This is a genomic window from Streptomyces sp. NPDC031121, from assembly GCF_055570615.1.
On sequence record NZ_JBVIGV010000023.1, the window covers coordinates 43,922 to 66,027 of the forward strand.

The window sequence follows — 22,106 nt, forward strand, 5'->3', positions numbered from 1 at the left end:
GGGCGTCGTTTGTCGGCGGGTGACCGCCGTGGGCGGGAGAAGGCGGGGGTCAGCGGAAGAGGTTGCGCCAGAAGTTGGCTCGCACGTCGCGGATCCAGCACGTCCTGTTGCAGTGCGGTGCGCGGTACCAGCGGCGGACGACGGGGCGCCCACAGAACTGGCACGGCGCCGTGCGCACCTTCTTCTCCCCCATGCGGCGAATGTAGCGGTCAGGAGCCGCTCTCGTACCGACCCACCCGGTCCGAGACGTGCTGAAGGAGGGGGCCGAGGCGGTCGACGAGGGCCTGGTAGTCGCGGGTGGCGCCGTCGGACCACTGGCCAAGGCCGACGACCATCGAACGGCCCTGGCCGGTGAAGGACTGCACCATGCCGCTGTCCGGCGGGAGGGTCTTCAGGCCCGATCCGGGCGGCGGCGCCTGGGCGCCGACCTGGTAGTCCGTCGGGTTGCCACCGAGGCGCATCACCAGCGTGACGGTGTCCTGCGGGTCCTTCATGGTGAAGACCGCCAGGTTGAACTGGTTGTTCTGGGCGTCCTTGTAGAGGGCGACGTGTTCGCCGAGGCAGCCCTTGCCCGCGTCGATCATGGCCGCGAGGGCCGGGCCGACCGAGTCGGGTTCGGTGCACGACTTCAGGGTGACGGCTCCCACCTTGGTGAAGTCGCCGCCCTTCCCGTCGGGAACCCGGTCCGGGAAGGCGTCGGCCAACGGGACCACCGGCCGGTCCGATGCACTGGGCGCCGCCTCGGGCGCGGCGGCCGCCTCCTGCCTGCTCTCGACGGTCTCCCCGCCGACCTTCGTCAGGACGAAGAAGACCACGCCCGCGACGGCCAGCCCGACCACCAGCTGCAAGATCAACGGAAGCTTCCGCTTTTCAGTCATGTTCACGACGAACACCCTAGGCAGAACCGCTGACTTTGCAGGTCACGGCCTCATTCCGGTTCCGCGGTGGCCCGGATGTCGTGGATGGTCAGCGCTCCGGCGAGGTCGAGGTCGGCGTTGGTGCCGTGGGCCCCGGCGCGTACGAGCAGCACCGCGCCGAGCGCCGTGCTCCAGAACGTCCTGACCTCCACGCCGAGCGGACGGCCGGTCGTCCAGCCGCGACGGTCGAGGAGCCGGCCCACGAAGCGCTCGGACTGCCGGAACAGCAACCGGAGGTGCTGGTCGACCACGGGGGCGAGTTCGGGCTTGGAGATCCCGGTGGCGAGTGCCCGTGCGACCGACGGGAGCGAGGGCATGGCCAGTACGGCACGGGCGATGTTGCGCCGGAACGCCGCCGCATCAGGGGCCTGGCTGCCGATGCGCTCGATCCGTCGGGCGTCGTGCAGCAGGCCGAGGAAGGCGGCGTGCAGGAGCAGCGAGTCTTTGGAGCCGAAGTGATAGGTGACCTGGTTGGGAAAGACGCCGGCCGCCTTCGCGATCTCCGCGACACTCACCTCGACGCCGGGCCGCTCCTCGCAGAGCCGTGCAGTCGCCTCGATCAGTCGGCGCCTCGTCGCCAGACCGCGGCCGCGGGCTTCGGTTCGCCTCTTCTCCATCCCCGAATTGTATGTGGTACAACAAAGCCTGTTGACTTGTATGACATACAAGAAAGGTGCAGGGACATGCACGTCGTCGTGACGGGACTCGGCGCGATCACACCACTCGGTGAAGACGTGGCGGCCACCTGGGACGCCCTGCTCGCCGGCAAGTCCGGCATCCGCGACAGCGCCGACCTGCCCGGCATCGTCGCGGGGACGATGGCGGTCGACCCCGCCGAGTCGCTTCCGCCGGTGCGGGCCAGGCGGCTCGACCGCTCGCAGCAGGCCGCCCTCACCGCCGCGGCCGAGGCCTGGGCCGACGCCGGCGCCCCGGAGGTGGACCCGGACCGGCTCGCCTCGGCGATCGGCACGGGCATCGGAGGCGTACGAACGCTACTGAAGGAAGACGACGTACTGGAGACGGCCGGGACGCGGCGCGTCTCGCCGCGCACGGTCCCGATGCTCATGCCCAATGCGGCCGCGGCGCTGATCAGCATCGAATACGGTGCACGGGCCGGGTCCTACACGCCCGTCTCGGCATGCTCCTCCGGCGCCGAGGCGATCGCTTTGGGGGCCAGGCTCATCCGTGCCGGCGAGGCGGACGTGGTGATCGCGGGCGGAACCGAGGCCGCAATCACCCCGATCACCGTTGCCGGCTTCGTCCAGGCGCAGGCTCTGTCGCGGCACACCGCCGACCCCGCCTCGGCGTCCCGGCCGTTCGCCGCGGACCGCAGCGGATTCGTCCTCAGCGAAGGCGCGGCCGTCGTGGTGCTCGAAAGCGCCGCGCACGCCGCCGCCCGGGGGGCGCACGTCCACGCGGTACTCGCGGGCGCCGGCATCGCCGCCGACGCCCACCACATCACGGCGCCCGCTGCCGACGGCTCCGGTCAGATCTCCGCCATGCGGAAGGCCCTCGCGCAAGCCGGCCTGACTCCCGAGCAGATCACCCACGTCAACGCCCACGCCACCGGAACAGAGGTGGGCGACACCGCCGAAGCACACGCGATCCGGAAGGTCTTCGGCCGCGCCACCGTGACAGCCCCAAAGGCCTCGCTCGGCCACCTCTTCGGCGCCGCCGGCGCGATCGAAGCCCTCATCGCCGTCCTCAGCGTGAAGCACGGCGTCATCCCCCCGACCCGCAACCTCGCCACCGGCGTCGCTCCCGACATCGACCTCGATGTCGTCACCGACCGGCGAGACATCCCCCAACAGGCCGTCCTCAGCAACTCGTTCGGCTTCGGCGGACAGAACGTGTCGCTCATCGTCACCCCATGACGGCGGTCAGCCGCCGACAAACAACGCCCACGTAGCGATCCGACGCGCTCCCGACCCCTGACGACCGCCGGACGCCGAACAGAGAACGCCCACGGTAGCGATCGGACGCGCTCCCGACCCCTGACGGCCGACGGCCGCCGAACAGAGAACGCCCACGTAGCGATCCGACGCGCTCCCGGCCCCTGACGGCCGACGGCCGCCGAGCCGAGGACGCCCACGTGGCGATCCGACGCGCTCCCGGCCCCTGACGGCCGACGGCCGCCGAGCCGAGGACGCCCACGTGGCGATCCGACGCGCTCCCGGCCCCTGACGGCCGACGGCCGCTGAGCCGAGGGTGCCCATGTAGCGATCCGGGGCGCTCCTGTGTCCGGATGATGCTCTGGACGTCGTTTCCCGACGCCGGAGCCCCCCGGCTTCCGCCGTCGGGTCGGCTGATGCCGGTTGGGTGGGATGCGGCCGCCGGGGCGGGGGAGGAGGCTCTCTGATCCGGCTTGTAGGCCCCAGTACCTCCAGGCCGTTCCCCTGGGGGCGTCCCGGCAGAAAAGATGCCTCCGGGGCGGGTCGGTCGGTCAAGGGTGGCCCGCAAGGGCCATCGCACCGCGACGCGCCCAACGGGCGCGCCCTTGAGGGACCGGCCCGCCCCGGACACCATCAACTGCCGGGGACACCCCCAGCCACACCCCCGACCCCGACCCATCGGCTACCGCCGACCCGCATCCCGCCGTCGCGCCCCGACCCCGACCCATCGGCTACCGCCGACCCGCATCCCGCCGTCGCGCCCCGACCCCGACCCATCGGCTACCGCCGACCCGCATCCCGCCGTCGCGCCCCGACGCCGAGCCGTCGGCACCCGCCGACCCCCGCCCCGCCGTCACACCCCCGACGCCGAGTCGCCGGCTCCCGCCGTCACACCCCCGACTCAGCGCCCGTCACCGCTCCCGCCGAAGCCACCCCGCAACCTCGGTCGCCCAGTACGTCAGGATCGTGTCCGCGCCCGCCCGCTTGATGCCGGTCAGGGTCTCCATGATGGCGCGGTCGCGCTCCACCCAGCCCTTCTCCGCGGCCGCCTCGATCATGGCGTACTCGCCGCTGATCTGGTACGCGGACACCGGTACGTCGACCGCCTGGGCGACCCGGTACAGGATGTCGAGGTAGGGGCCGGCCGGCTTGACCATGACCATGTCGGCGCCCTCCTCCAGGTCGAGCGCCAGCTCGCGCAGCGACTCGCGCGCGTTCGCCGGGTCCTGCTGGTAGGTCTTGCGGTCGCCCTGAAGACTGGAGGCGACGGCCTCGCGGAAGGGCCCGTAGAACGCAGAGGAGTACTTCGCCGTGTAGGCGAGGATGGCGACGTCCTCGTGGCCGGTCTCGTCCAGCGCGTCCCGGATGACGCCGACCTGGCCGTCCATCATGCCGCTCGGCCCGACCACGTGGACGCCCGCGTCGGCCTGGACCTGCGCCATCTCCGCGTACCGCTCCAACGTCGCGTCGTTGTCGACGCGCCCCTGCGCGTCGAGGACGCCGCAGTGGCCGTGGTCGGTGTACTCGTCGAGGCACAGGTCCGACATGATCACCAGGTCGTCCCCGACCTCGGCCTTCACGTCGCGGATCGCGACCTGGAGGATGCCGTCGGGCTCCGTACCCGCGGTCCCCAGCGGGTCCTTGTTCTCGTCGGCGGGCACCCCGAAGAGCATGATGCCTGCGACGCCCGCCTCGACGGCCTCGGCGGCGGCCTTCCGCAGGGTGTCGCGGGTGTGCTGGACCACGCCCGGCATCGCCTTGATCGGCAGCGGCTCGTTCAGACCCTCCCGGACGAACGCCGGGAGGATCAGGTCGGAGGGGTGCAGCCGGGTCTCCGCGACCATCCGCCGCATGGCAGGGGTGGTGCGCAGCCGGCGGGGCCGCGAGCCGGGGAAGGATCCGTACGCGCTCATCTTCAGTCGCCTCTTCGAGCTTCGACAGCAGTCGGGTCCCAGCCTAGGGCCGGGCCGGCCCCGCACCGCGTGAGGGCCCGGGTGCGGGATGCACCCGGGCCCTCACGGGCTGCCGCCCCGGCCGGTCAGCCGACCGGTGGACGAGCAGTGGAGCGGTAAGCAGTGGAGCAGCCGAGCAGCCGAAGCAGTCGAGCAGCCGACCCGCCGAGCAGTCGACCCGCCCCTCAGGTAGTCCTGCGCCGCCGCGCCCCCGGCCGGCGCTCGCTCGGCCGGGACACGGACTCGCCGGCCTCCTTGGCGGCCTCGCGGCGCGCCGCCCCGTACTCGGCGAGGGCCTCGGCGAGCTTGCCGACGCTCGGCTCCGGCGACAGCACGTCGACGCGGAGGCCGTGCTCCTCCGCCGTCTTCGCGGTGGCCGGGCCGATGCAGGCGATGACGGTGACGTTGTGCGGCTTGCCGGCGATGCCGACGAGGTTGCGGACCGTCGAGGACGAGGTGAAGAGAACGGCGTCGAAGCCGCCGCCCTTGATCGCCTCGCGCGTGTCCGCCGGCGGGGGCGAGGCGCGCACGGTCCGGTAGGCGGTGACGTCGTCGACCTCCCAGCCGAGCTCTATCAGCCCGGCGACGAGGGTCTCCGTGGCGATGTCGGCGCGCGGCAGGAAGACGCGGTCGATCGGGTCGAAGACCGGGTCGTACGGCGGCCAGTCCTCCAGCAGTCCGGCTGCGGACTGCTCGCCGCTCGGCACGAGGTCGGGCTTGACGCCGAACTCGACGAGGGCGGCGGCGGTCTGCTCCCCCACCGCTGCGACTTTGATGCCGGCGAAGGCGCGCGCGTCGAGCCCGTACTCCTCGAACTTCTCGCGCACCGCCTTGACGGCGTTCACCGAGGTGAAGGCGATCCACTCGTAGCGGCCCGTCACCAGGCCCTTGACGGCGCGCTCCATCTGCTGCGGGGTGCGCGGCGGCTCCACTGCGATGGTGGGGACCTCGTGCGGCACGGCCCCGTAGGAGCGGAGCTGGTCGGAGAGGGAGGCGGCCTGCTCCTTGGTGCGGGGGACGAGCACCCGCCAGCCGAACAGCGGCTTCGACTCGAACCAGGCCAGCTCCTCGCGGCGGGCGGCGGCGCCCTGCTCGCCGACGACGGCTATGACGGGGCGGGCGCCCTCGGGGGAGGGCAGGACCTTGCCCTGCTTGAAGACCTGGGCGATGGTGCCGAGGGTGGCGTTCCAGGTCCGCTGGCGGGTGGTGGTGCCGCCGACGGTGACGGTGAGCGGGGTGTCGCCGGCGCGGCCGGCGGCGACGAGCTCGGCGCAGGCGGCCGGGACGGTCTCCAGGGTGGCGGAGACGACGACGACTCCGTGGCCCGCGCCGACCTCGCTCCAGCACTGGGCGGAGGCGTTGCGGGCGTCGACGAAGCGGACGTCGGCGCCCTGCTCGCCGCGCAGCGGGACACCCGCGTAGGCGGGGACGCCGACGGCGGTCGCGACACCGGGCACGACCTCGAAGGGGATGCCCTCGCCGGCGCAGGCGAGCATTTCGGAGGCGGCGTTGCCGTCGAGGCCGGGGTCTCCGGTGACGGCACGGACGACCCGCCTGCCGGAGCGCGCGGCCTCCATGACAAGATTGGCGGCGTCCCGGATCACCGGTACACCGGCGGCCGCTGACGCCTCGTCAGCGATCGTCAGCTGCGGCGTGTCCACTCCGGTGCGCGCGTGCGTGCGGACGACCTCGAGCACCTCGGGCTCCGCGATGAGCACATCCGCGGCGGCGAGCGCCTCGACGGCGCGCAGCGTCAGCAGTCCCGGGTCGCCGGGGCCCGCACCGAGGAAGGTGACGTGGCCGTGCCCGGCGGCGGCGACGGGGAGAGCGGAGGTGGTGGGACGTGAGGGGTTCAAAGGGATCGCTCCCCCATCAGACCGGCCGCGCCCTTGGCCAGCATCTCGTCCGCGAGTTCGCGGCCGAGCGCCATGGCCTCGTCGTGCGACTGGGGCACGGGACCGGTGGTGGACAGCTGCACGAGCGTCACGCCGTCGAGGGTGCCGACGACGCCACGCAGGCGCATTTCATTGACAATCTGCCCGTCGGCCTGGAGGTCGGCGAGCGCGCCCACGGGGGCGCTGCAGCCGGCCTCCAGGGCGGCGAGCAGGGACCGCTCGGCGGTCACGGCGGCCCGGGTGTGCGGGTCGTCGAGCTTGCCGAGGGCGGCGATCAGGTCCGCGTCGGACGCGAGGCACTCGACGGCCAGGGCTCCCTGGCCGGGCGCGGGCAGCACGCTGTCGACCGACAGGTAGTCGGTGACCTCGCCGCTGCGGCCGATCCGGTTGAGGCCGGCGGCGGCGAGGACGACGGCGTCGAGCTCTCCGTCCCGCACGTAGCCGATGCGGGTGTCGACGTTCCCCCGGATGGCGACGGTCTCGATGCGCTTGCCGAGGGTGCGGGCGTAGTGGTGGAGCTGGGCGGTGCGGCGGGGCGAGCCGGTGCCGACGCGGGCGCCGTCGGGCAGCTCCTCGAAGGTCAGGCCGTCGCGGGCGACGAGCGCGTCGCGGGGGTCCTCGCGCAGCGGCATGGCCGCGATGACGAGGTCCTCGGGCTGCGTGGTCGGCAGGTCCTTCAGGGAGTGCACGGCGAAGTCGACATCGCCGCGCAGCAGCGCGTCGCGCAGGGCGGTGACGAAGACGCCGGTGCCGCCGATCTGCGCGAGGTGCTCGCGGGAGACGTCGCCGTAGGTGGTGATCTCCACGAGCTCGACGGGCCGGCCGGTGACGGCCCGCACCGCGTCGGCGACGTGTCCCGACTGGGACATGGCGAGCTTGCTGCGCCGCGTGCCGAGCCGGAGGGGCTGGCCGGAACGTGAATTCATGATGCCCGTCCTGAGTCGTGGGTCTGGTTGGCCTGGCCGGCCGCGTCCACCCCGTCGGCCCGGCTGACGGAGGCCACCGTCTGCGGGTCGAGGTCGAAGAGCTCGCGCAGGGCGTCGGCGTACCCGGCGCCGCCGGGCTCACTGGCGAGCTGCTTGACGCGCACGGTGGGGGCGTGGAGGAGCTTGTCGACGACGCGGCGGACGGTCTGGGTGACCTCGGCCCGCTGCCGGTCGTCGAGGTCCGGCAGGCGCCCGTCGAGGCGTGCGACCTCCATGGCGACGACCTCGGCGGCCATCGCGCGCAGGGCGACGACGGTGGGGGTGATGTGGGCGGCGCGCTGGGCGGCGCCGAAGGCGGCGACCTCGTCGGCGACGATCCCGCGTACGGCGTCCACGTCGGCGGCCATGGGGGCGTCGGCGGAGGCCTCGGCGAGGGACTCGATGTCGACGAGTCGTACGCCGGGGATGCGGTGCACGGCGGCGTCGATGTCGCGGGGCATGGCGAGGTCGAGCAGGGCCAGGCGTACGGGGGTGCCGTCGGCGTGGCTGCGGGTGCCCTTGCGGGGCTGCCGCTGGGCGGCGGCCTCGCCCTGGTCGGCCCAGGTGCCGTGGAGTTCGAGGTCGGTGGCGTCGACACCGGTGAGGGCGGCGCGCCCGGCGGCGGCCGGCGCGTCGGCGGGGCAGCCGTCGCGGTCCGCGCCGGGGGTGCCGGTGAGGGTGCGGGCGACTCCGGCGTCGGCGAGTCGGCCGCCGGCCGCGGCGACGGCGGCGAGGCGGGCGACGACCTGCGGGTCGAGTCCGGCGGGCAGGGCGGCGGCGCGCTCGGCCTGCGCGGGGGCGGCGGTGCGCGGGCCGGCCTGGGCGGGGAGCGTCCGGGGTGCCGGGGCGGGGGCCAGGGCGGCGGCGACGTCCTCGCCGGTGAGGACGAGACCGGTGGCGCCGGTGCAGGAGACGACGACGTCGACTCGTGTCAGCTCGTCGGCGACGGCGGCCATGGACACGGCCCGGACGGCCGCGCCTGTGCCTGAGGCAACCAGAATCTCGACGAGACGGTCGGCGCGCGCGGCGGTCCGGTTGGCGACGACGACCTCGGCGGCGCCGACCCGGGCGAGGGTGGCGGCGGCGAGGGAGGACATGGAGCCGGCGCCGATGACGAGGGCGCGCTTGCCGGCGGCCCAGGACTCGACGGGTTCGCGCCCGGCGGCCAGCTGCTCCAGGCCGAAGGTGACGAGCGACTGCCCGGCCCTGTCGATGCCCGTCTCGGAGTGGGCGCGCTTGCCGACCCGCAGGGCCTGCTGGAACAGGTCGTTCAGCAGGCGGCCGGCGGTGTGGAGCTCCTGGCCGAGCGCGAGGGTGTCCTTGATCTGGCCGAGGATCTGGCCCTCGCCGACGACCATGGAGTCCAGTCCGCACGCCACCGAGAACAGGTGGTGGACGGCCCGGTCCTCGTAGTGCACGTACAGGTACGGGGTGAGCTCCTCGAGCGCGACCCCGCTGTGCTGGGCGAGGAGCGTGGAGAGTTCGGCGACGCCCGCGTGGAACTTGTCGACGTCCGCGTACAGCTCGATGCGGTTGCAGGTGGCGAGCACGGCGGCCTCGGCTGCCGGCTCGGCGGCGAGGGTGTCGTGCAGCAGCTTCACCTTGGCGTCGACCGACAGCGAGGCGCGCTCCAGCACGCTCACGGGTGCGCTGCGGTGGCTCAGTCCCACGACGAGGAGGCTCATGCCGGCATCACCGCCGGGACGTCGCCCTCGGGGCCGGGCTTGCGGGCGCCGGAGGCGGGGCGGGCGGCGGGCGGCACGGCGGCGGAATCCGCGCCGGTCCCGGCGGCGGCCGCGGCGGGTGCGGTGACGGCGCCGACGGAAGCCGGGGCGGCGGAGTCCTCGCCGGCCTTGCGCTGCTCGTGGAAGGCGAGGATCTGGAGCTCGATCGACAGGTCGACCTTGCGCACGTCGACGCCGTCGGGGACGGAGAGGACGGTCGGCGCGAAGTTCAGGATGGAGGTGACGCCGGCGGCGATCAGCCGCTCGCTGACCTGCTGGGCGGCGCCCGCCGGGGTGGCGATGACGCCGATGGACACGCCGTTCTCCCGGATGATCTTCTCCAGGTCGTCGGTGTGCTGGACGGGCATGCCGGCGACGGGCTTGCCGGCCATGGCCGGATCGGCGTCGATCAGCGCGGCGACGCGGAAGCCGCGGGAGGCGAAGCCGCCGTAGTTGGCGAGGGCCGCGCCGAGGTTGCCGATACCGACGATGACGACGGGCCAGTCCTGGGTCAGGCCCAGCTCGCGGGAGATCTGGTAGACGAGGTACTCGACGTCGTAGCCGACGCCCCGCGTGCCGTAGGAGCCCAGGTAGGAGAAGTCCTTGCGGAGCTTGGCGGAGTTGACGCCGGCGGCCGCCGCCAGCTCCTCGGAGGAGACCGTGGGCACCGAGCGCTCGGAGAGCGCGGTCAGGGCGCGCAGGTACAGCGGAAGCCGGGCGACGGTGGCCTCGGGGATACCTCGGCTGCGGGTCGCCGGTCGGTGAGTTCGGCCAGTTGCCACGATGCTCCTGCGGGATGAGCGGGGCTGAAGGCGGTCCTCTGTCCCGAGACCGCCCCGTCGACAGCAGGCTATGTCTTTGTGAACGCGTGCACAAAGATTGTGTCCGGTTTGTCCGACCAAAGTGACCGGGGTCACGCGTCCTGGACCTGCGGCCGGACCACGCACAACGCACCGAACCCGTTCAGATCCTGCCGGGGGCAAACCGACACACACTCCTCACCCATACGCCCCCGAGATCCCCCAAAACGCCCCTGATGGTAGCCGCCGGGCGGTCAGCCCTCCAACGCCCGGCGCAGCCGGTCCGGGTTCACCCTCCAGAAGGTGTGCTGCTCGCCGTCGACGAGCACCACGGGGATCTGCTCCCAGTGCCGCCGGTAGAGCTCCTCGTCCTGGGAGATGTCCTTCTTCTCCCACCGCGCGCCCACCTCGGCGCAGACGCGGGCGACCACGGCCTCGGCGTCGTCGCACAGATGGCACCCCGGCTTGCCGATGAGGGTGACCATCCGCTCGCCAGGGCTCTTCTTTTCCTTACGGCGCAGCAAAGGGCTCATGCCCCCATTCTCCCGCCCCGCGCGGTGCCTCCCGCGCCCCCAGGAGTTCACGCCTTCGCAATCGCCGCGGTTCGGGTGTCCCGAACACAGTGGCTATGCTCGCGTCATGGCCGCTCGAGGATGGCTCACCCCCCGTAGGCGCTCCGCCACCGCGCGGAGCGTACTGGCAGGCGAGGCCTCGGCCGAAGCCGCCCGCAAGACCGCCCAGGCCCTCGAAGCGGAGGCGCCGGAGGCGGCAGCGGAGGCCGCCGGGCCCGCGCCCGCCGTGCCCGAGGTCGCCGAACCGGAGTTCCCGGTGGCCGGGGACGACCTGGCCGCCGCCTTCTTCGACCTCGACAACACCGTCATGCAGGGCGCGGCGATCTTCCACTTCGGCCGCGGCCTGTACAAGCGGGAGTTCTTCCGCCGCCGCGAACTCGCCCGCTTCGCCTGGCAGCAGGCCTGGTTCCGGCTGGCCGGGGTCGAGGACCCCGAGCACATGCAGGACGCCCGCGACAGCGCGCTGTCCATCGTCAAGGGGCACCGGGTCAGCGAGCTCATGTCCATCGGCGAGGAGATCTACGACGAGTACATGGCCGAGCGGATCTGGCCGGGGACGCGCGCCCTGGCCCAGGCGCACCTCGACGCCGGCCAGAAGGTGTGGCTGGTGACGGCCGCGCCGGTCGAGACGGCCACGATCATCGCCCGCCGGCTCGGCCTGACCGGGGCGCTGGGCACGGTCGCCGAGTCCGTCGACGGCGTCTACACCGGCCGCCTCGTCGGCGAGCCGCTGCACGGCCCGGCGAAGGCGGAGGCGGTGCGCGCGCTGGCGGCGGCGGAGGGCCTCGACCTGGAGCGGTGCGCCGCGTACTCCGATTCGCACAACGACATTCCGATGCTGTCGCTCGTCGGGCATCCGTACGCGATCAATCCGGACACAAAACTGCGCAAGCATGCCCGTGAGCACGACTGGCGGCTGCGCGACTATCGGACAGGCCGCAAGGCCGTGAAGGTCGGCGTCCCGGCGGCCGCCGGGGTCGGCGCGATCGCGGGCGGCGCGGCGGCCGCCATCGCCCTGCACCGCCGCCGCAAGTAGCCGCGGCGGCGCCCGGCGGGCCCGCCGCCTGCACCGGAGCGGGCCGGACCCCCCGTACGGCGGCGGCCGCGCCGCCCCGCCGGCCCGGCCGGCGCACATTCCCCCAGCCTTACCCGCGCGCGCGTGCAGGCACGCATGCCTGCCCGACTCGGTCCCGAGCCAGCCTGGAATCGCCCATTCCGCGCCACCGACCGATCAACAAGCGATCACCGATTGCGACCGAATACGCCTTCGACACGCAACAGAAGTGTCGGAATCGATGATTTCTGCAACTGGGTGTAGTGCCGCCTGTACGAAGCGTTATTCTCCTCAGACGCATGCCGCCGCCCATCTGTCGCCACGACGGGTGAACGGCCTCGCACTGCACGTGATGGAAGCTCTGCCTCTGGGAGTCCCGTGTACCCACCTGTCGGGGTTGACGCCTCGGGCCTGGCTACGCTGCGCGCAACGGTCCTGGACCACCTGCGCGGCTTCGTCCCCACCGCGTACGCCGTCCCCGCCCTCGCCGCCGGCCTCGGCCCGGCCGGCCCTTGCTATGCCCTGGCCGACGGCGGAGCGACGGTGGGCAGACGCGGTCGCGCGACCGGCGGCGGCACCACCGGAACCGCGGCCCCCGCCGCCCGCCGGCCCACCGCGGACAGCGACCAGGCCCGGATGATGGACCTGGTCGAGCGCGCGCAGGCCGGCGAGGCCGAGGCGTTCGGCCGGCTGTACGACCAGTACAGCGACACGGTGTACCGGTACATCTACTACCGCGTGGGCGGCAAGGCGACCGCGGAGGACCTCACCAGCGAGACGTTCCTGCGCGCCCTGCGCCGCATCTCGACGTTCACCTGGCAGGGGCGCGACTTCGGCGCCTGGCTCGTGACGATCGCCCGCAACCTCGTCGCCGACCACTTCAAGTCCAGCCGCTTCCGCCTCGAAGTGACCACGGGCGAGATGCTCGACGCGAACGAGGTGGAGCGGTCCCCCGAGGACTCGGTGCTGGAGTCCCTCTCCAACGCCGCCCTGCTGGAGGCCGTCCGCAAGCTGAACCCCCAGCAGCAGGAGTGCGTGACCCTGCGCTTCCTCCAGGGCCTGTCGGTCGCCGAGACCGCCCGGGTGATGGGGAAGAACGAGGGCGCCATCAAGACCCTCCAGTACCGGGCGGTGCGCACCCTGGCCCGCCTGCTCCCGGAAGACGCCCGCTGATCCCCCCACCGCCGGCCCCCGCCCCGCCGCCGCAGGCCCCCCACCCCTTCCGACCGCTCACCATCCACACAACCGGTGACCCCTCGATGACGCTGTGGTCCGATCATCCTTCGTCCGTAACCCAACTGCCGCGCCGCTCGTTGTGCGGGATGCAGGCTCCCTTTGGACACGCCCTGCCGGAAGCCGCTCACTCGAAAGGGTGGACGCGCTCAAGGAGGGCAACCTTCCGGACACCTTGGGGAGTCGATCGTCATGACGAGAGGAGGTGCCGCCAGTGATCGCGAACGTGACTCCGCACCGGCGGGCGAACGCCTTCGCCCAGGCCCTGGAGGATCGGAACCCGTCGTCCGACCTTTCCGAACCTGACCCGGCGGCCGAGCAGTCCGAGGCACCTGCCGAATCTGCCGACCACGAGCGGTTGTTGGCCCTGGCGAGCGTGCTCGGCGAACTGCCGCGCCCGGAGCTGGATCCCGAGGTCAAAGTGGTGCAGCGAGCGCAGCTCGTGGCCGCCATGGAGGCGATGGTGTTGGAGGAGAGGGCCGGAGGCGGTGCCGCTTCGGACCCTCAACTGCCCGAGCAGCGGGCCGGCCGCGGCGCCCACCGGGCGACCCCGCTCCGGAAACTGCGGCCCCGCTCCCGCTGGTCCAAGGGCATCGCGGCAGGCGGCCTCACCGTGGGTGTGGCCGCGGGGGCCTTCAGCGGAGTCGCCGCTGCCAGCACGGACGCCCTCCCCGGTGACACCCTCTACCCGGTCAAACGGGGCATGGAGGACCTCAGGCTCGGCATGACCGACGAGGACACCGACCGGGGCGAGCTCTACCTGGACCAGGCGTCGAACCGCCTGTCGGAGGCGCGCCGGCTGATGGAGCGCGGCCGTGCGGGCGTCCTGGACCACGAATCGCTGAGCGCGATCCGCCGCGCCCTGGACGGCATGAAGCACGACGCCGCCGCGGGCCACCGACTGCTCCAGGCCGCGTACGAGAGGGACGGCTCGCTCGGCCCGATCCAGACGCTGTCGTCGTTCTCCCGCTCCCACCGCGACGCCTGGGGCAGGCTCCGGGACAAGCTCCCGGCCCAACTGGGCGACGTGCGCGGGGAGGTGGAGTCGGTGTTCCAGGCCATAGACGATGACGTGGCGCCCCTCCAGGCCCTGCTCCCGGAGGCGCCGGAGCAGACGCAGGGCAACGGCGGTACCCCGGCCCGGCCGAGCAGCCCGCCCGGGCAGCAGGCCCCGGCACCGGGCGCCAGCGCACCCGTCGCGAGCCAGGCCCCGGCCGCGCCGCCCGCCTCGCAGCCGACACCGGCTCCCGGCAGCGGCCTCCTCGGCGGCACCGGCGACCTGCTCAAGCCCCCGGAGTCCAGCCCCGGCCCGACGGCGGGCTCGGAGGCCGCGAAGCCGGAGATCACCCTCCCGCCGCTGCTCCCCGGCCTGCTCCCCGGCCTGGGCCTGACTGCGGAGGACGCCGAGTAGGGCCCGCCCTGCACGGCAGGAGGTGCCCGGCCCCCGCGAGGGACCGGGCACCTCGGCCTGCCCGAAGGCGGAGGGCCCCGAGCGTCAGAAGAAGACGGATCTGCGCTGCACCAGCAGCTTGTACAGCGTGTGCTGGATCTGCTCCCGCACCTCGTCCGTCAGGTTGAACATCAGCATCGGGTCCTCCGCCGCCTCCGGCGGATAGCCGTCCGTCGCGATCGGCTCCCCGAACTGGATCGTCCACTTCGTCGGCAGCGGCACGGCCCCGAGCGGGCCCAGCCACGGGAACGTCGGCGTGATCGGGAAGTACGGGACCCCGAGGAGCCGGGCGAGGGTCTTCGCGTTGCCGACCATCGGGTAGATCTCCTCCGCGCCGACGATCGAGCACGGCACGATCGGCGTGCCCGCCCGCAGCGCCGTCGACACGAACCCGCCCCGCCCGAACCGCTGGAGCCGGTACCGGTCGCCGAACGGCTTCCCTATCCCCTTGAACCCCTCGGGCATGACGCCGACGAGTTCGCCCGCCTCCAGGAGCCGCTGCGCGTCCTCCGCGCACGCCAGCGTGTGCCCGGCCTTGCGCGCCAGCTCGCCGACGACCGGCAGCATGAACACCAGGTCCGCCGCCAGCAGCCGCAGGTGACGCTGCGCCGGATGCCGGTCGTGGACGGCGACCTGCATCATCAGCCCGTCCAGCGGCAGCGTCCCGGAGTGGTTCGCCACGATCAGCGCCCCGCCCTCGGCCGGGATGTTCTCGACCCCCCTGACCTCGACGCGGAACCAGCCGTCGAACAGCGGCCGCATCAGCGACATCAGGACCTGGTCCGTCAGCTCCCGGTCGTAGCCGAACTCGTCGACCTCGTACTCGCCCGTGACGCGGCGCCGCAGGAACGCCAGCCCCGACGCAAGCCGCCGCTCCCAGCCGGGCCCTTCCGCGCCGGCCCGCGGGCCGGGCGGAGCGCCGTCCGCGCCCGCGGGCGGCCCGCCGGAGGCCGGCGCGCCGGCCTCCGGGCCCGCCGCCGCTTCCGGACCCGCTGCCGCGTCCGGCACCGGTACGGGGCCGGATACGGGCCGGAAGGCGCGCCGGCCGGCACCGCGCCGCGGCCGGTCCTCGTCGAACGGAATGACCTTGGCGTCCGCCACTATCGCTGCGCTCCCTCGTCGGCTCCGGCAACCCCGGCGTCCAGCATGCCCGCGACCCGGTCCAGGGCCCGGGCCAGCCGCTCCGGCGGCAGCAGCCCGCTCCCCCGGCTGCGCGCGAAGTCGGCGAACGTCTCGGAGGTCGAGTACATCGGCTTGAATCCCAGCACCTCCCGCATCTGCGCGGTCTCCACGACCCGCCCGTGCGTGAGGAGCCGGATCTGCTCGGGCGCGAACTCGGTGACGCCCACCGCCCGCAGCGCGGCCCCCACCCAGCCGACCGCGGGCGGCGCGAGCGGAAGCGTCGGCCGGCCCAGCCGCCGCGCGCACTGCGACAGCAGCAGCACGCCGTCCCCGGCGATGTTGAAGGTGCCGCTGTTGAGGGTGCCCCGGCGGGGCTCCTGCGCCGCCATCCGCAGCACCTCCAGGACGTCCTCCTCGTGGACGAACTGCAGGCGCGGGTCGTGGCCGAGCACGGTCGGCAGGACGGGCATCGAGAGGTACTCGGCGAGCGCCGAGTCGGCGTACGGGCCGAGGATGTTCGCGAACCGCAGGACGCACACCGCGACGTCGGGCCGCCGCCGGGCGAATCCCCGTACGTACGACTCGACCTCGCCGGCGTCCTTGGCGAAGCCGGCCGGCGGGTGCGCCTTGGGCTGGGTGGTCTCGGTGAAGACGGCCGGATCCCGCGGGCTGCCCCCGTACACGCTCGTACTCGACTTCACCACGAGCCGGCGCACCGTCGGCGACTTCTGGCACGCGCCCAGCAGCTGCATCGTCCCGATGACGTTGGTCTCCTTGACCGCGGTGCCCATGCCGCCCGTTGCGGTGCTGCCGCCGGTGACCGCGAGGTGGACGACCGTGTCGACGGCGTACTCGGCGAGGACCCGTGCGACGGACGACTGCCGGATGTCGGTCCGGACGAACTCGGCCCGCCCGAGGCCGTGCGGCGGCGGGACCGCGTCGACGGCGACGACCCGCTCGACGTCGGGGTCCCGTTGGACCCGCCGTACGAAGCGGCCCCCCAACTGCCGGGCAGCCCCGGTCACGAGCACGACCTTCCCCACGAGCCCCGCGCCTCCCTCGTCGTCCCCGCCTGTTCCCGCTACACCGCAGCCCCTCCACCAAAGGATGGTGGAGGGGCTGCGGAGAACACGTACAGCTGCCGTCTACTTCTTGTTACGGCGCTGAACGCGGGTGCGCTTGAGCAGCTTGCGGTGCTTCTTCTTGGCCATCCGCTTACGCCGCTTCTTGATAACAGAGCCCACGACTACCCTCGCTCACTTCTCGGAACATCCCCGCGCCCGCGGGGATCGGTGCGGGGCGTCTGGGCCCACACGACCTACGTCGGCCTAGCCTACCCGCCCGAGCTCCGAGCTTGTAATCCGAGGCGACCCGAAGGTGGCCCGAAGGTGTCGCGGGTCCCACTCTCAGGCCGACTCCACCCCCACATAGGACTCTCGGAGGTACTCGTGGACCGCGTTCTCGGGGACCCGGAAGGACCGGCCCACCCGGATTGCGGGCAGATGACCGTTGTGCACCAGGCGGTACACGGTCATCTTCGACACTCGCATCACCGAGGCGACCTCCGCCACGGTCAGGAACTGAACCTCACTGAGAGGCCTCTCGCCAGCAGCCATGACACACCTTGACCTTCCGTGCATGACGGGCACCGGCTTCCCCTCCGGTTACTCCTCGTCGTCGCACGCTCACTCCCCAGATTAGGGGCGCGTGATACGAGTGGGGAAGAGGAGCTACGGCCACTCCTGCGCGCCCGGCAGACTCGCCCAGTCCAGTAGATACCGCGTGAGCGGTCTGTAGTAGTCCGCGCGCACGCCGTCATCAAGCGGAACGGCCACCGCCACGCTCCCCTCGGCCTCGCCGACGAAGACCGCCGGGTCGTCCGTGTCCGCCAGCCCGATCGCTTCCACACCGAGCTGACCTGCACCGCAGACCCAGCCGTGGTCGCCGACGACCAGCTGCGGCAACGGCCCCCCGGCCTCCGCGAGGGCCTCCAGGGCGATCCGAACCGGCAGGGGTGAATGGGTGTGCGCGCCGGTGGCACTCCCGGATGGCCGTGCGCCGGGTGCTCGCACCAGCGCGACCCCCTGTACGTAATCCAGACAGTGCGGGCGTACCCCGAACCGGGTCGGGACGTCGAAGCGCGCGCCCTGCGCGGGGGTGAGGACGACGCAGCCCGCCGCCGACAGGGCCCCGGCCAAACTGGCGTAGAACTTCAGGAGGCGGTGGGGGTGACCGGTGCCGAACAGGACGGGTGCCCGCACGGCCGCCGCCGCGCGCAGCCGCTCCGCGAACGCCCGGAGCGCGGCGAGGGTCCGCTCCGGGTCGATCAGGTCCGGGCCGCTGACGTGGGCGGGGTCCGCGGAGACCCCGCATCTGGCCGCCATCAGGTGCAGCAGTTCCCGCTCGCCCCACCCCGGTCCGGGGTCGAGGCCGAGGAGGGCGCGCGGGTCGCCGGCCGCGAACAGCCGGTAGCTGCGCAGGCTCTCCTCGCGGGAGGTCGCGACGGGCCCGGCGAGGCGGGCGGCCAGCAGGTGCGCTCGCAGCGCGCCGGTGCTCAACACCTTCCCGATGCTGCCGCACCCGGCCTGGCGGGGTGCCGGTTGGGGCGGGATTGCGCACAGTCGGCGTAACGATGCTTCACCTGTCCCGCCCGGCCCGCGGCGGGGCGGCGCCCACAGCTGGTGCTGTGGGCGGGAAGGTTCACCGGGTCACAGCACTAGACGATCATGCCGCGGAGGGGGAAGACGGCCCGCCGGGCGGCGAGGACGGCCTGGTCGGTACGGTCGGCCGGGTCGTAGCCGGCGTCCCAGTCCCGCCAGGTGGGCTCCCGTCCGTCGGTCATCCGGCCGGGGGCGAGCTGCCGGGTCCGCGCGTACACCTCGTCCCGCCAGGAGGCGGGCACGGCCGCCGCGGGGTCGACGGGCCGGTGTGCGGCGATCCCGACGAGGTGGGTCCAGGAGCGGGGGACGACGTCGACGACGGCGTACCCGCCGCCGCCGAGGGCGAGCCAGCGGCCGTCGGCGTGCTCGTGGGCGAGCCGGTGGCAGGACTCCTGGACGGCGCGCTGGGCGTCCAGGGACACCGCGAGGTGGGCGAGGGGGTCCTCGAAGTGGGTGTCGGCGCCGTGCTGGGTGACGAGGACCTGCGGCCGGAAGTCCGCGAGGAGTTCGGGGACGGTGGCGTGGAAGGCCCGCAGCCAGCCCTCGTCTCCGGTGCCGGCGGGGAGGGCGATGTTGGCGGCGCTGCCCTCGGCGCGGGCGCCGCCGGTCTCCTGGGGCCAGCCGGTCTGGGGGAAGAGGGTGGCGGGGTGTTCGTGCAGGGAGACGGTCAGGACCCGCGGGTCGTCCCAGAACGCCGCCTGGACGCCGTCGCCGTGGTGGACGTCCACGTCGACGTAGGCGACGCGTTCGGCGCCGAGTTCGAGGAGGCGGGCGATGGCGAGGGCGGCGTCGTTGTAGACGCAGAACCCGGAGGCGCCGCCGGGCATGGCGTGGTGGAGTCCGCCCGCGAAGTTGACGGCGTGGGCGGCTTCGCCGCGCCAGACGGCTTCGGCGGCCGCGACGGACTGCCCGGCGATGAGCGCGGACGCCTCGTGCATGCCGCGGAACGCCGGGTCGTCGATGGTGCCGAGCCCGTACGACCCGTCGGCGCTGCCGGGGTCGGCGGAGGCGCCGCGGACGGCGGCGATGTAGTCCTCCCGGTGCACGAGCCGCAGGGTGGAGTCGCCGGCGGGCGGCGCGGACCGCACCTCCACGTCGCGGTCCAGTCCGAAGGCGCGCACGAGGCCCATGGTCAGGGCCAGGCGCACGGGGTCCATCGGATGGCTCGGCCCGAAGTCATAGCCGGTCACGGCCTCGTCCCACATCACCAACCCGCGGCTGCTCATGCGGGACACCGTATAGGGCGCCGCTTGAGCCGAACGAACGGGCGTACAGCAGCGTCACCAGCACCAGGGCGGCCGGTACGAGCATCGCCCCGCGGTGGCTCCAGGCGTTGCCGAGCACACCGACGAGCGGTGAACCGATGAGGAATCCGGCGTAGTTGAAGATGTTCAGCCGTGCGACGGCCGCGTCGGAGGATTGCGGGTACAGCCGCCCGGCAGCCGCGAAGGTCTGCGGGACGATGACGCACAGCCCGAGTCCGAGGAGCGTGAACCCGGCCATGCCGGCCCAGGGGCCGGGCGCCGCGGCGACGACCGCGAACCCGCCGGCGGCGAGGACCGTCCCGGCCCTTACGACGGCCGCCGCGCCGAAGCGGCGCACGCCGAGGTCGCCGACGGCCCGACCGGCGAGCGTGGTGGCCGTGTACAGGTTGTAGGGGAGCGTCGCGAGCTGCTCGGAGCCGCCGAGGACGTCGTGGACGTAGGTGGCGCTCCAGTTGGAGACGGTGGAGTCCCCGATGTACGCGCACGTCATCACGAGGCAGAGCGGCAGCAGCGGCCGGAACCCGCGGGGCCCGGGGGCGCCGTGCGGTGTCTCGGCGGGGGGCGGGGCGGGGCGGCCGGCGGTGTGGAAGGGGCCGGCGGCGAGGACGGCGGGCAGGAGGACGGCGGCCGCGGCGAGGTAGGCGGCGGGCAGCCCGAGGTGCCAGTGGGCGGCGGCCCAGGCGGCGGTCGCGCCGGCGATCCCGCCGAGGCTGTAGGCGGCGTGGAAGCCGAGCATGATGCTGCGGCCGTAGGCGTGCTGGAGGCTGACGCCGAGCATGTTCATGGACGCGTCGAGCGCCCCGACGGCCAGCCCGAACACGGCGAGCGCGGCAGCCGCGTGCCCCAGGGTGCGGCCCGCGCCGACGCCGACGAGGGCGAGCAGGACGAGCGGCTGCGACCACCGCAGCACGGCGGCCGGCCCGACGCTCCGGACGAGGCGGCCGGCGGCGACGCTGCCGGCGCCGGCGAGGACCGGCACGGCGGCGAGGAAGACCGGCAGCAGCGCGTCGGATATCCGGTACCGGTCCTGGATCGCGGGGATCCGCGTCACGAGGAGGGCGAAGGCGGCGCCCTGGGCGAGGAAGCACCACCCGAGGGCGCCCCGCGCACGCCGCAGCCGCAGATCCTCCGTCATGGCGGCTCAGCGTACGGCCGGGCCCTACCTGTGGGTAGGGATCTCACACGGGCAGTTCGAGGAGGCGGAGGAGTTCCTTCATGTCGGCGAAGTGGCCGGTGGCGCCGGCGAGCCGTTCGGCGGGCGTCATGCCGGTGAACCCGTAGACGTCCATGCCGGCGGCGCGGGCGGCCTGCACGCCGAGCGGGCTGTCCTCGACGACGACGCAGCGCGCGGGCGGGACGCCCATGGTGCGGGCGGCGTGCAGGAAGAGGTCGGGGGCGGGCTTGCCCCGGCCGACGTCCTGGGCGCTGAAGACGACGCCGTCACCGAACCAGCGGGTGAGCCCCGCGGCCCGGTGGCCGACCCGTATCCGCTCGTGGCTGCCGGAGGAGGCGAGGCAGTACGGGGCGCCGTGCGCGGTGAGCGCGGTGAGGACGTCCTCGACGCCGGGGACGGGGGCGAGTTCGCGCGCGAACGCGGCGAAGGTGCGCGCGTGCAGGGTGTCGTCGAAGTCGTCCGGCAGCCGCTGCCCGGTCCGTTCCATGACGAGGTCGTGGACGCGGTGCACGGCCGCGCCCATGTAGTCGCGGACGGAGTCCTCGTACGAGGTGGGGTGCCCGAGCTCGGTGAGGTAGCCGGCCAGGATGGTGTTGGCGACGGGCTCACTGTCGACGAGCACACCGTCGTTGTCGAAGATGACGAGGTCATAGCGCATGCCCCCAACGTAGACGCATCCCTGATGCCCTGCGGATACGCTGGTCGGGCACCCACCTGGAGGAGCAGATGGCCGACCTCACCCCCGAGCAGATGCGCCGCCTGCACGACTTCGCGGAAGAGCTCGCGGCGCTGGCCGAGCACCAGGAAGACCAGTGGAAGGTGCAGACCACCGAGGGGCAGATCTTCCTCACCATGCTGAGCCCGACGGCTCCCCATGGCCTGAACGTGGTCCGGCTGCGTCGGCAGATCGAGGCGCAGACCCCGGAGGTCATCGCGCTGAGCGACACGAACATGGGAGACCCGGAGACCGGGTTGACGAAGGTCCCGGACCTGATGGTCATCGCGGAGGAGGAGGTCGACGACACCGCGAAGGTCGTGAACTCTCGGGACGTCATGCTGGTGGTCGAGGTCGTCTCGCGGACGAACTCTCTGACGGACATCCGCGACAAGCTGCTGGACTACCCCAAGATGGGGGTACCGCTGTACGTCGTGGTGGATCCCCGGAAGGACAGGAAGACGGTCACGGTCCACAGCGACCCTTCCCGGGGACCCGACGGGATCCGCTTCCGCAAGGAAGTCCCCTATGCCTTCGGTGAGACCGTCACCGCCGGCCGATGGTCCCTCGACACGACGTCCCTGAAAAGCTATCCCGCCGAATGGTGAGGGCGGGCGTTCCGCCCTGAAACGCAGGAAAGCCCCGCACCATGATCTGGTGCGGGGCTTTCCCACAATGATTGTTCGGCGGCGTCCTACTCTCCCACAGGGTCCCCC

The 22,106-nt window shown here is 73.1% G+C and carries 22 protein-coding genes; 5 read left to right on the forward strand and 17 right to left on the reverse strand.

What is annotated here, in order from left to right; all coding sequences use genetic code 11:
- Positions 1-49: 49 nt before the first annotated feature.
- Genes ACZ462_RS31145 through ACZ462_RS31155 form a run of 3 tightly spaced genes read right to left on the reverse strand, consistent with a single transcriptional unit; the run spans position 50 to position 1,534 of the window.
- A complete protein-coding gene (locus tag ACZ462_RS31145) occupies positions 50-193 on the reverse strand; it encodes a hypothetical protein (RefSeq protein WP_467809987.1) in 144 nt (47 codons plus the stop codon).
- A 16-nt stretch (positions 194-209) separates the two neighbouring features.
- Complete coding sequence (locus tag ACZ462_RS31150) at positions 210-884, reverse strand: hypothetical protein (RefSeq protein WP_467809989.1); 675 nt, start codon at positions 882-884, stop codon at positions 210-212.
- Between the two features lie 44 nt (positions 885-928).
- A complete protein-coding gene (locus tag ACZ462_RS31155; RefSeq protein ID WP_467809990.1) occupies positions 929-1,534 on the reverse strand; it encodes a TetR/AcrR family transcriptional regulator C-terminal domain-containing protein in 606 nt (201 codons plus the stop codon).
- Between the two features lie 66 nt (positions 1,535-1,600).
- On the opposite strand from ACZ462_RS31155, the gene ACZ462_RS31160 reads away from it, so the two are divergent.
- On the forward strand, positions 1,601-2,791 hold the full coding sequence (locus tag ACZ462_RS31160; RefSeq protein WP_467809991.1) for a beta-ketoacyl-[acyl-carrier-protein] synthase family protein: 1,191 nt from the start codon (positions 1,601-1,603) through the stop codon (positions 2,789-2,791).
- A gap of 929 nt (positions 2,792-3,720) precedes the next feature.
- Here the strand turns inward: ACZ462_RS31160 and hemB are convergent.
- The 6 genes from hemB to ACZ462_RS31190 form a co-directional block, all read right to left on the reverse strand.
- Positions 3,721-4,722, reverse strand: coding sequence for a porphobilinogen synthase (gene hemB / locus ACZ462_RS31165; RefSeq protein ID WP_467809762.1), 1,002 nt, complete (start codon positions 4,720-4,722; stop codon positions 3,721-3,723).
- Between the two features lie 224 nt (positions 4,723-4,946).
- Positions 4,947-6,617, reverse strand: a complete 1,671-nt coding sequence (locus tag ACZ462_RS31170) for a bifunctional uroporphyrinogen-III C-methyltransferase/uroporphyrinogen-III synthase (protein ID WP_467809763.1) — start codon at positions 6,615-6,617, stop codon at positions 4,947-4,949.
- Complete coding sequence (gene hemC / locus ACZ462_RS31175; protein WP_467809764.1) at positions 6,614-7,582, reverse strand: hydroxymethylbilane synthase; 969 nt, start codon at positions 7,580-7,582, stop codon at positions 6,614-6,616. The genes ACZ462_RS31170 and hemC overlap by 4 nt, the downstream gene beginning before the upstream one ends.
- Positions 7,579-9,306, reverse strand: coding sequence for a glutamyl-tRNA reductase (locus ACZ462_RS31180; protein WP_467809765.1), 1,728 nt, complete (start codon positions 9,304-9,306; stop codon positions 7,579-7,581). Before ACZ462_RS31180 ends, hemC begins: the two co-directional genes overlap by 4 nt.
- Positions 9,303-10,127, reverse strand: coding sequence for a redox-sensing transcriptional repressor Rex (locus tag ACZ462_RS31185; protein ID WP_467809766.1), 825 nt, complete (start codon positions 10,125-10,127; stop codon positions 9,303-9,305). The genes ACZ462_RS31180 and ACZ462_RS31185 overlap by 4 nt, the downstream gene beginning before the upstream one ends.
- A 272-nt stretch (positions 10,128-10,399) precedes the next feature.
- On the reverse strand, positions 10,400-10,678 hold the full coding sequence (locus ACZ462_RS31190; protein WP_467809768.1) for a glutaredoxin family protein: 279 nt from the start codon (positions 10,676-10,678) through the stop codon (positions 10,400-10,402).
- A 106-nt stretch (positions 10,679-10,784) separates the two neighbouring features.
- On the opposite strand from ACZ462_RS31190, the gene ACZ462_RS31195 reads away from it, so the two are divergent.
- The 3 genes from ACZ462_RS31195 (at position 10,785) to ACZ462_RS31205 (ending at position 14,415) form a co-directional block, all read left to right on the forward strand.
- Positions 10,785-11,753, forward strand: a complete 969-nt coding sequence (locus ACZ462_RS31195) for an HAD family hydrolase (protein WP_467809769.1) — start codon at positions 10,785-10,787, stop codon at positions 11,751-11,753.
- 396 nt (positions 11,754-12,149) lie between these two features.
- The gene (locus tag ACZ462_RS31200; RefSeq protein WP_467809770.1) at positions 12,150-12,944 is read left to right on the forward strand and encodes an ECF subfamily RNA polymerase sigma factor, BldN family; all 795 of its coding nucleotides are present in this window, start codon (positions 12,150-12,152) and stop codon (positions 12,942-12,944) included.
- A 274-nt stretch (positions 12,945-13,218) separates the two neighbouring features.
- Positions 13,219-14,415, forward strand: a complete 1,197-nt coding sequence (locus tag ACZ462_RS31205; RefSeq protein ID WP_467809771.1) for a DUF5667 domain-containing protein — start codon at positions 13,219-13,221, stop codon at positions 14,413-14,415.
- An 84-nt stretch (positions 14,416-14,499) separates the two neighbouring features.
- On the opposite strand, the gene ACZ462_RS31210 is transcribed toward ACZ462_RS31205, so the two are convergent.
- From ACZ462_RS31210 to ACZ462_RS31245, 8 genes are all read right to left on the reverse strand, one after another.
- Positions 14,500-15,555, reverse strand: a complete 1,056-nt coding sequence (locus ACZ462_RS31210; protein WP_467809772.1) for a lysophospholipid acyltransferase family protein — start codon at positions 15,553-15,555, stop codon at positions 14,500-14,502.
- Complete coding sequence (locus tag ACZ462_RS31215; RefSeq protein ID WP_467809780.1) at positions 15,555-16,685, reverse strand: NAD-dependent epimerase/dehydratase family protein; 1,131 nt, start codon at positions 16,683-16,685, stop codon at positions 15,555-15,557. Before ACZ462_RS31215 ends, ACZ462_RS31210 begins: the two co-directional genes overlap by 1 nt.
- A 36-nt stretch (positions 16,686-16,721) precedes the next feature.
- Positions 16,722-16,820, reverse strand: coding sequence for a 30S ribosomal protein bS22 (locus ACZ462_RS31220; RefSeq protein ID WP_003948845.1), 99 nt, complete (start codon positions 16,818-16,820; stop codon positions 16,722-16,724).
- Between the two features lie 162 nt (positions 16,821-16,982).
- Positions 16,983-17,192 (reverse strand): helix-turn-helix domain-containing protein, encoded by a 210-nt coding sequence (locus ACZ462_RS31225; protein WP_008738568.1) that lies wholly within the window; start codon positions 17,190-17,192, stop codon positions 16,983-16,985.
- Between the two features lie 114 nt (positions 17,193-17,306).
- Entirely contained in the window at positions 17,307-18,137 is an 831-nt protein-coding gene (locus ACZ462_RS31230; RefSeq protein WP_467809774.1) for a phosphatase, read from the reverse strand.
- Between the two features lie 155 nt (positions 18,138-18,292).
- Positions 18,293-19,462 carry an acetoin utilization protein AcuC gene (locus tag ACZ462_RS31235; RefSeq protein ID WP_467809775.1) on the reverse strand — a complete coding sequence of 390 codons (1,170 nt, stop codon included), beginning with the start codon at positions 19,460-19,462 and terminating at the stop codon, positions 18,293-18,295.
- Complete coding sequence (locus ACZ462_RS31240; protein WP_467809776.1) at positions 19,413-20,636, reverse strand: MFS transporter; 1,224 nt, start codon at positions 20,634-20,636, stop codon at positions 19,413-19,415. Before ACZ462_RS31240 ends, ACZ462_RS31235 begins: the two co-directional genes overlap by 50 nt.
- 43 nt (positions 20,637-20,679) lie before the next feature.
- Complete coding sequence (locus tag ACZ462_RS31245; RefSeq protein WP_467809778.1) at positions 20,680-21,333, reverse strand: HAD family hydrolase; 654 nt, start codon at positions 21,331-21,333, stop codon at positions 20,680-20,682.
- 68 nt (positions 21,334-21,401) lie between these two features.
- Between ACZ462_RS31245 and ACZ462_RS31250 the strand changes: the two genes are divergently transcribed.
- Positions 21,402-21,998, forward strand: coding sequence for a Uma2 family endonuclease (locus ACZ462_RS31250; protein ID WP_467809779.1), 597 nt, complete (start codon positions 21,402-21,404; stop codon positions 21,996-21,998).
- The last annotated feature ends 108 nt before the right edge of the window (positions 21,999-22,106 follow it).

Coding starts and splice junctions, on each gene's coding strand:
- ACZ462_RS31145 (WP_467809987.1), bottom strand. CDS start 193: ATGGGGGAGAAGAAGGTGCGCACGGCGCCGTGCCAGTTCTGTGGGCGC.
- ACZ462_RS31155 (WP_467809990.1), bottom strand. CDS start 1,534: ATGGAGAAGAGGCGAACCGAAGCCCGCGGCCGCGGTCTGGCGACGAGG.
- ACZ462_RS31160 (WP_467809991.1), top strand. CDS start 1,601: ATGCACGTCGTCGTGACGGGACTCGGCGCGATCACACCACTCGGTGAA.
- hemB (WP_467809762.1), bottom strand. CDS start 4,722: ATGAGCGCGTACGGATCCTTCCCCGGCTCGCGGCCCCGCCGGCTGCGC.
- hemC (WP_467809764.1), bottom strand. CDS start 7,582: ATGAATTCACGTTCCGGCCAGCCCCTCCGGCTCGGCACGCGGCGCAGC.
- ACZ462_RS31180 (WP_467809765.1), bottom strand. CDS start 9,306: ATGAGCCTCCTCGTCGTGGGACTGAGCCACCGCAGCGCACCCGTGAGC.
- ACZ462_RS31190 (WP_467809768.1), bottom strand. CDS start 10,678: ATGAGCCCTTTGCTGCGCCGTAAGGAAAAGAAGAGCCCTGGCGAGCGG.
- ACZ462_RS31195 (WP_467809769.1), top strand. CDS start 10,785: ATGGCCGCTCGAGGATGGCTCACCCCCCGTAGGCGCTCCGCCACCGCG.
- ACZ462_RS31225 (WP_008738568.1), bottom strand. CDS start 17,192: ATGGCTGCTGGCGAGAGGCCTCTCAGTGAGGTTCAGTTCCTGACCGTG.
- ACZ462_RS31235 (WP_467809775.1), bottom strand. CDS start 19,462: ATGAGCAGCCGCGGGTTGGTGATGTGGGACGAGGCCGTGACCGGCTAT.
- ACZ462_RS31240 (WP_467809776.1), bottom strand. CDS start 20,636: ATGACGGAGGATCTGCGGCTGCGGCGTGCGCGGGGCGCCCTCGGGTGG.
- ACZ462_RS31245 (WP_467809778.1), bottom strand. CDS start 21,333: ATGCGCTATGACCTCGTCATCTTCGACAACGACGGTGTGCTCGTCGAC.
- ACZ462_RS31250 (WP_467809779.1), top strand. CDS start 21,402: ATGGCCGACCTCACCCCCGAGCAGATGCGCCGCCTGCACGACTTCGCG.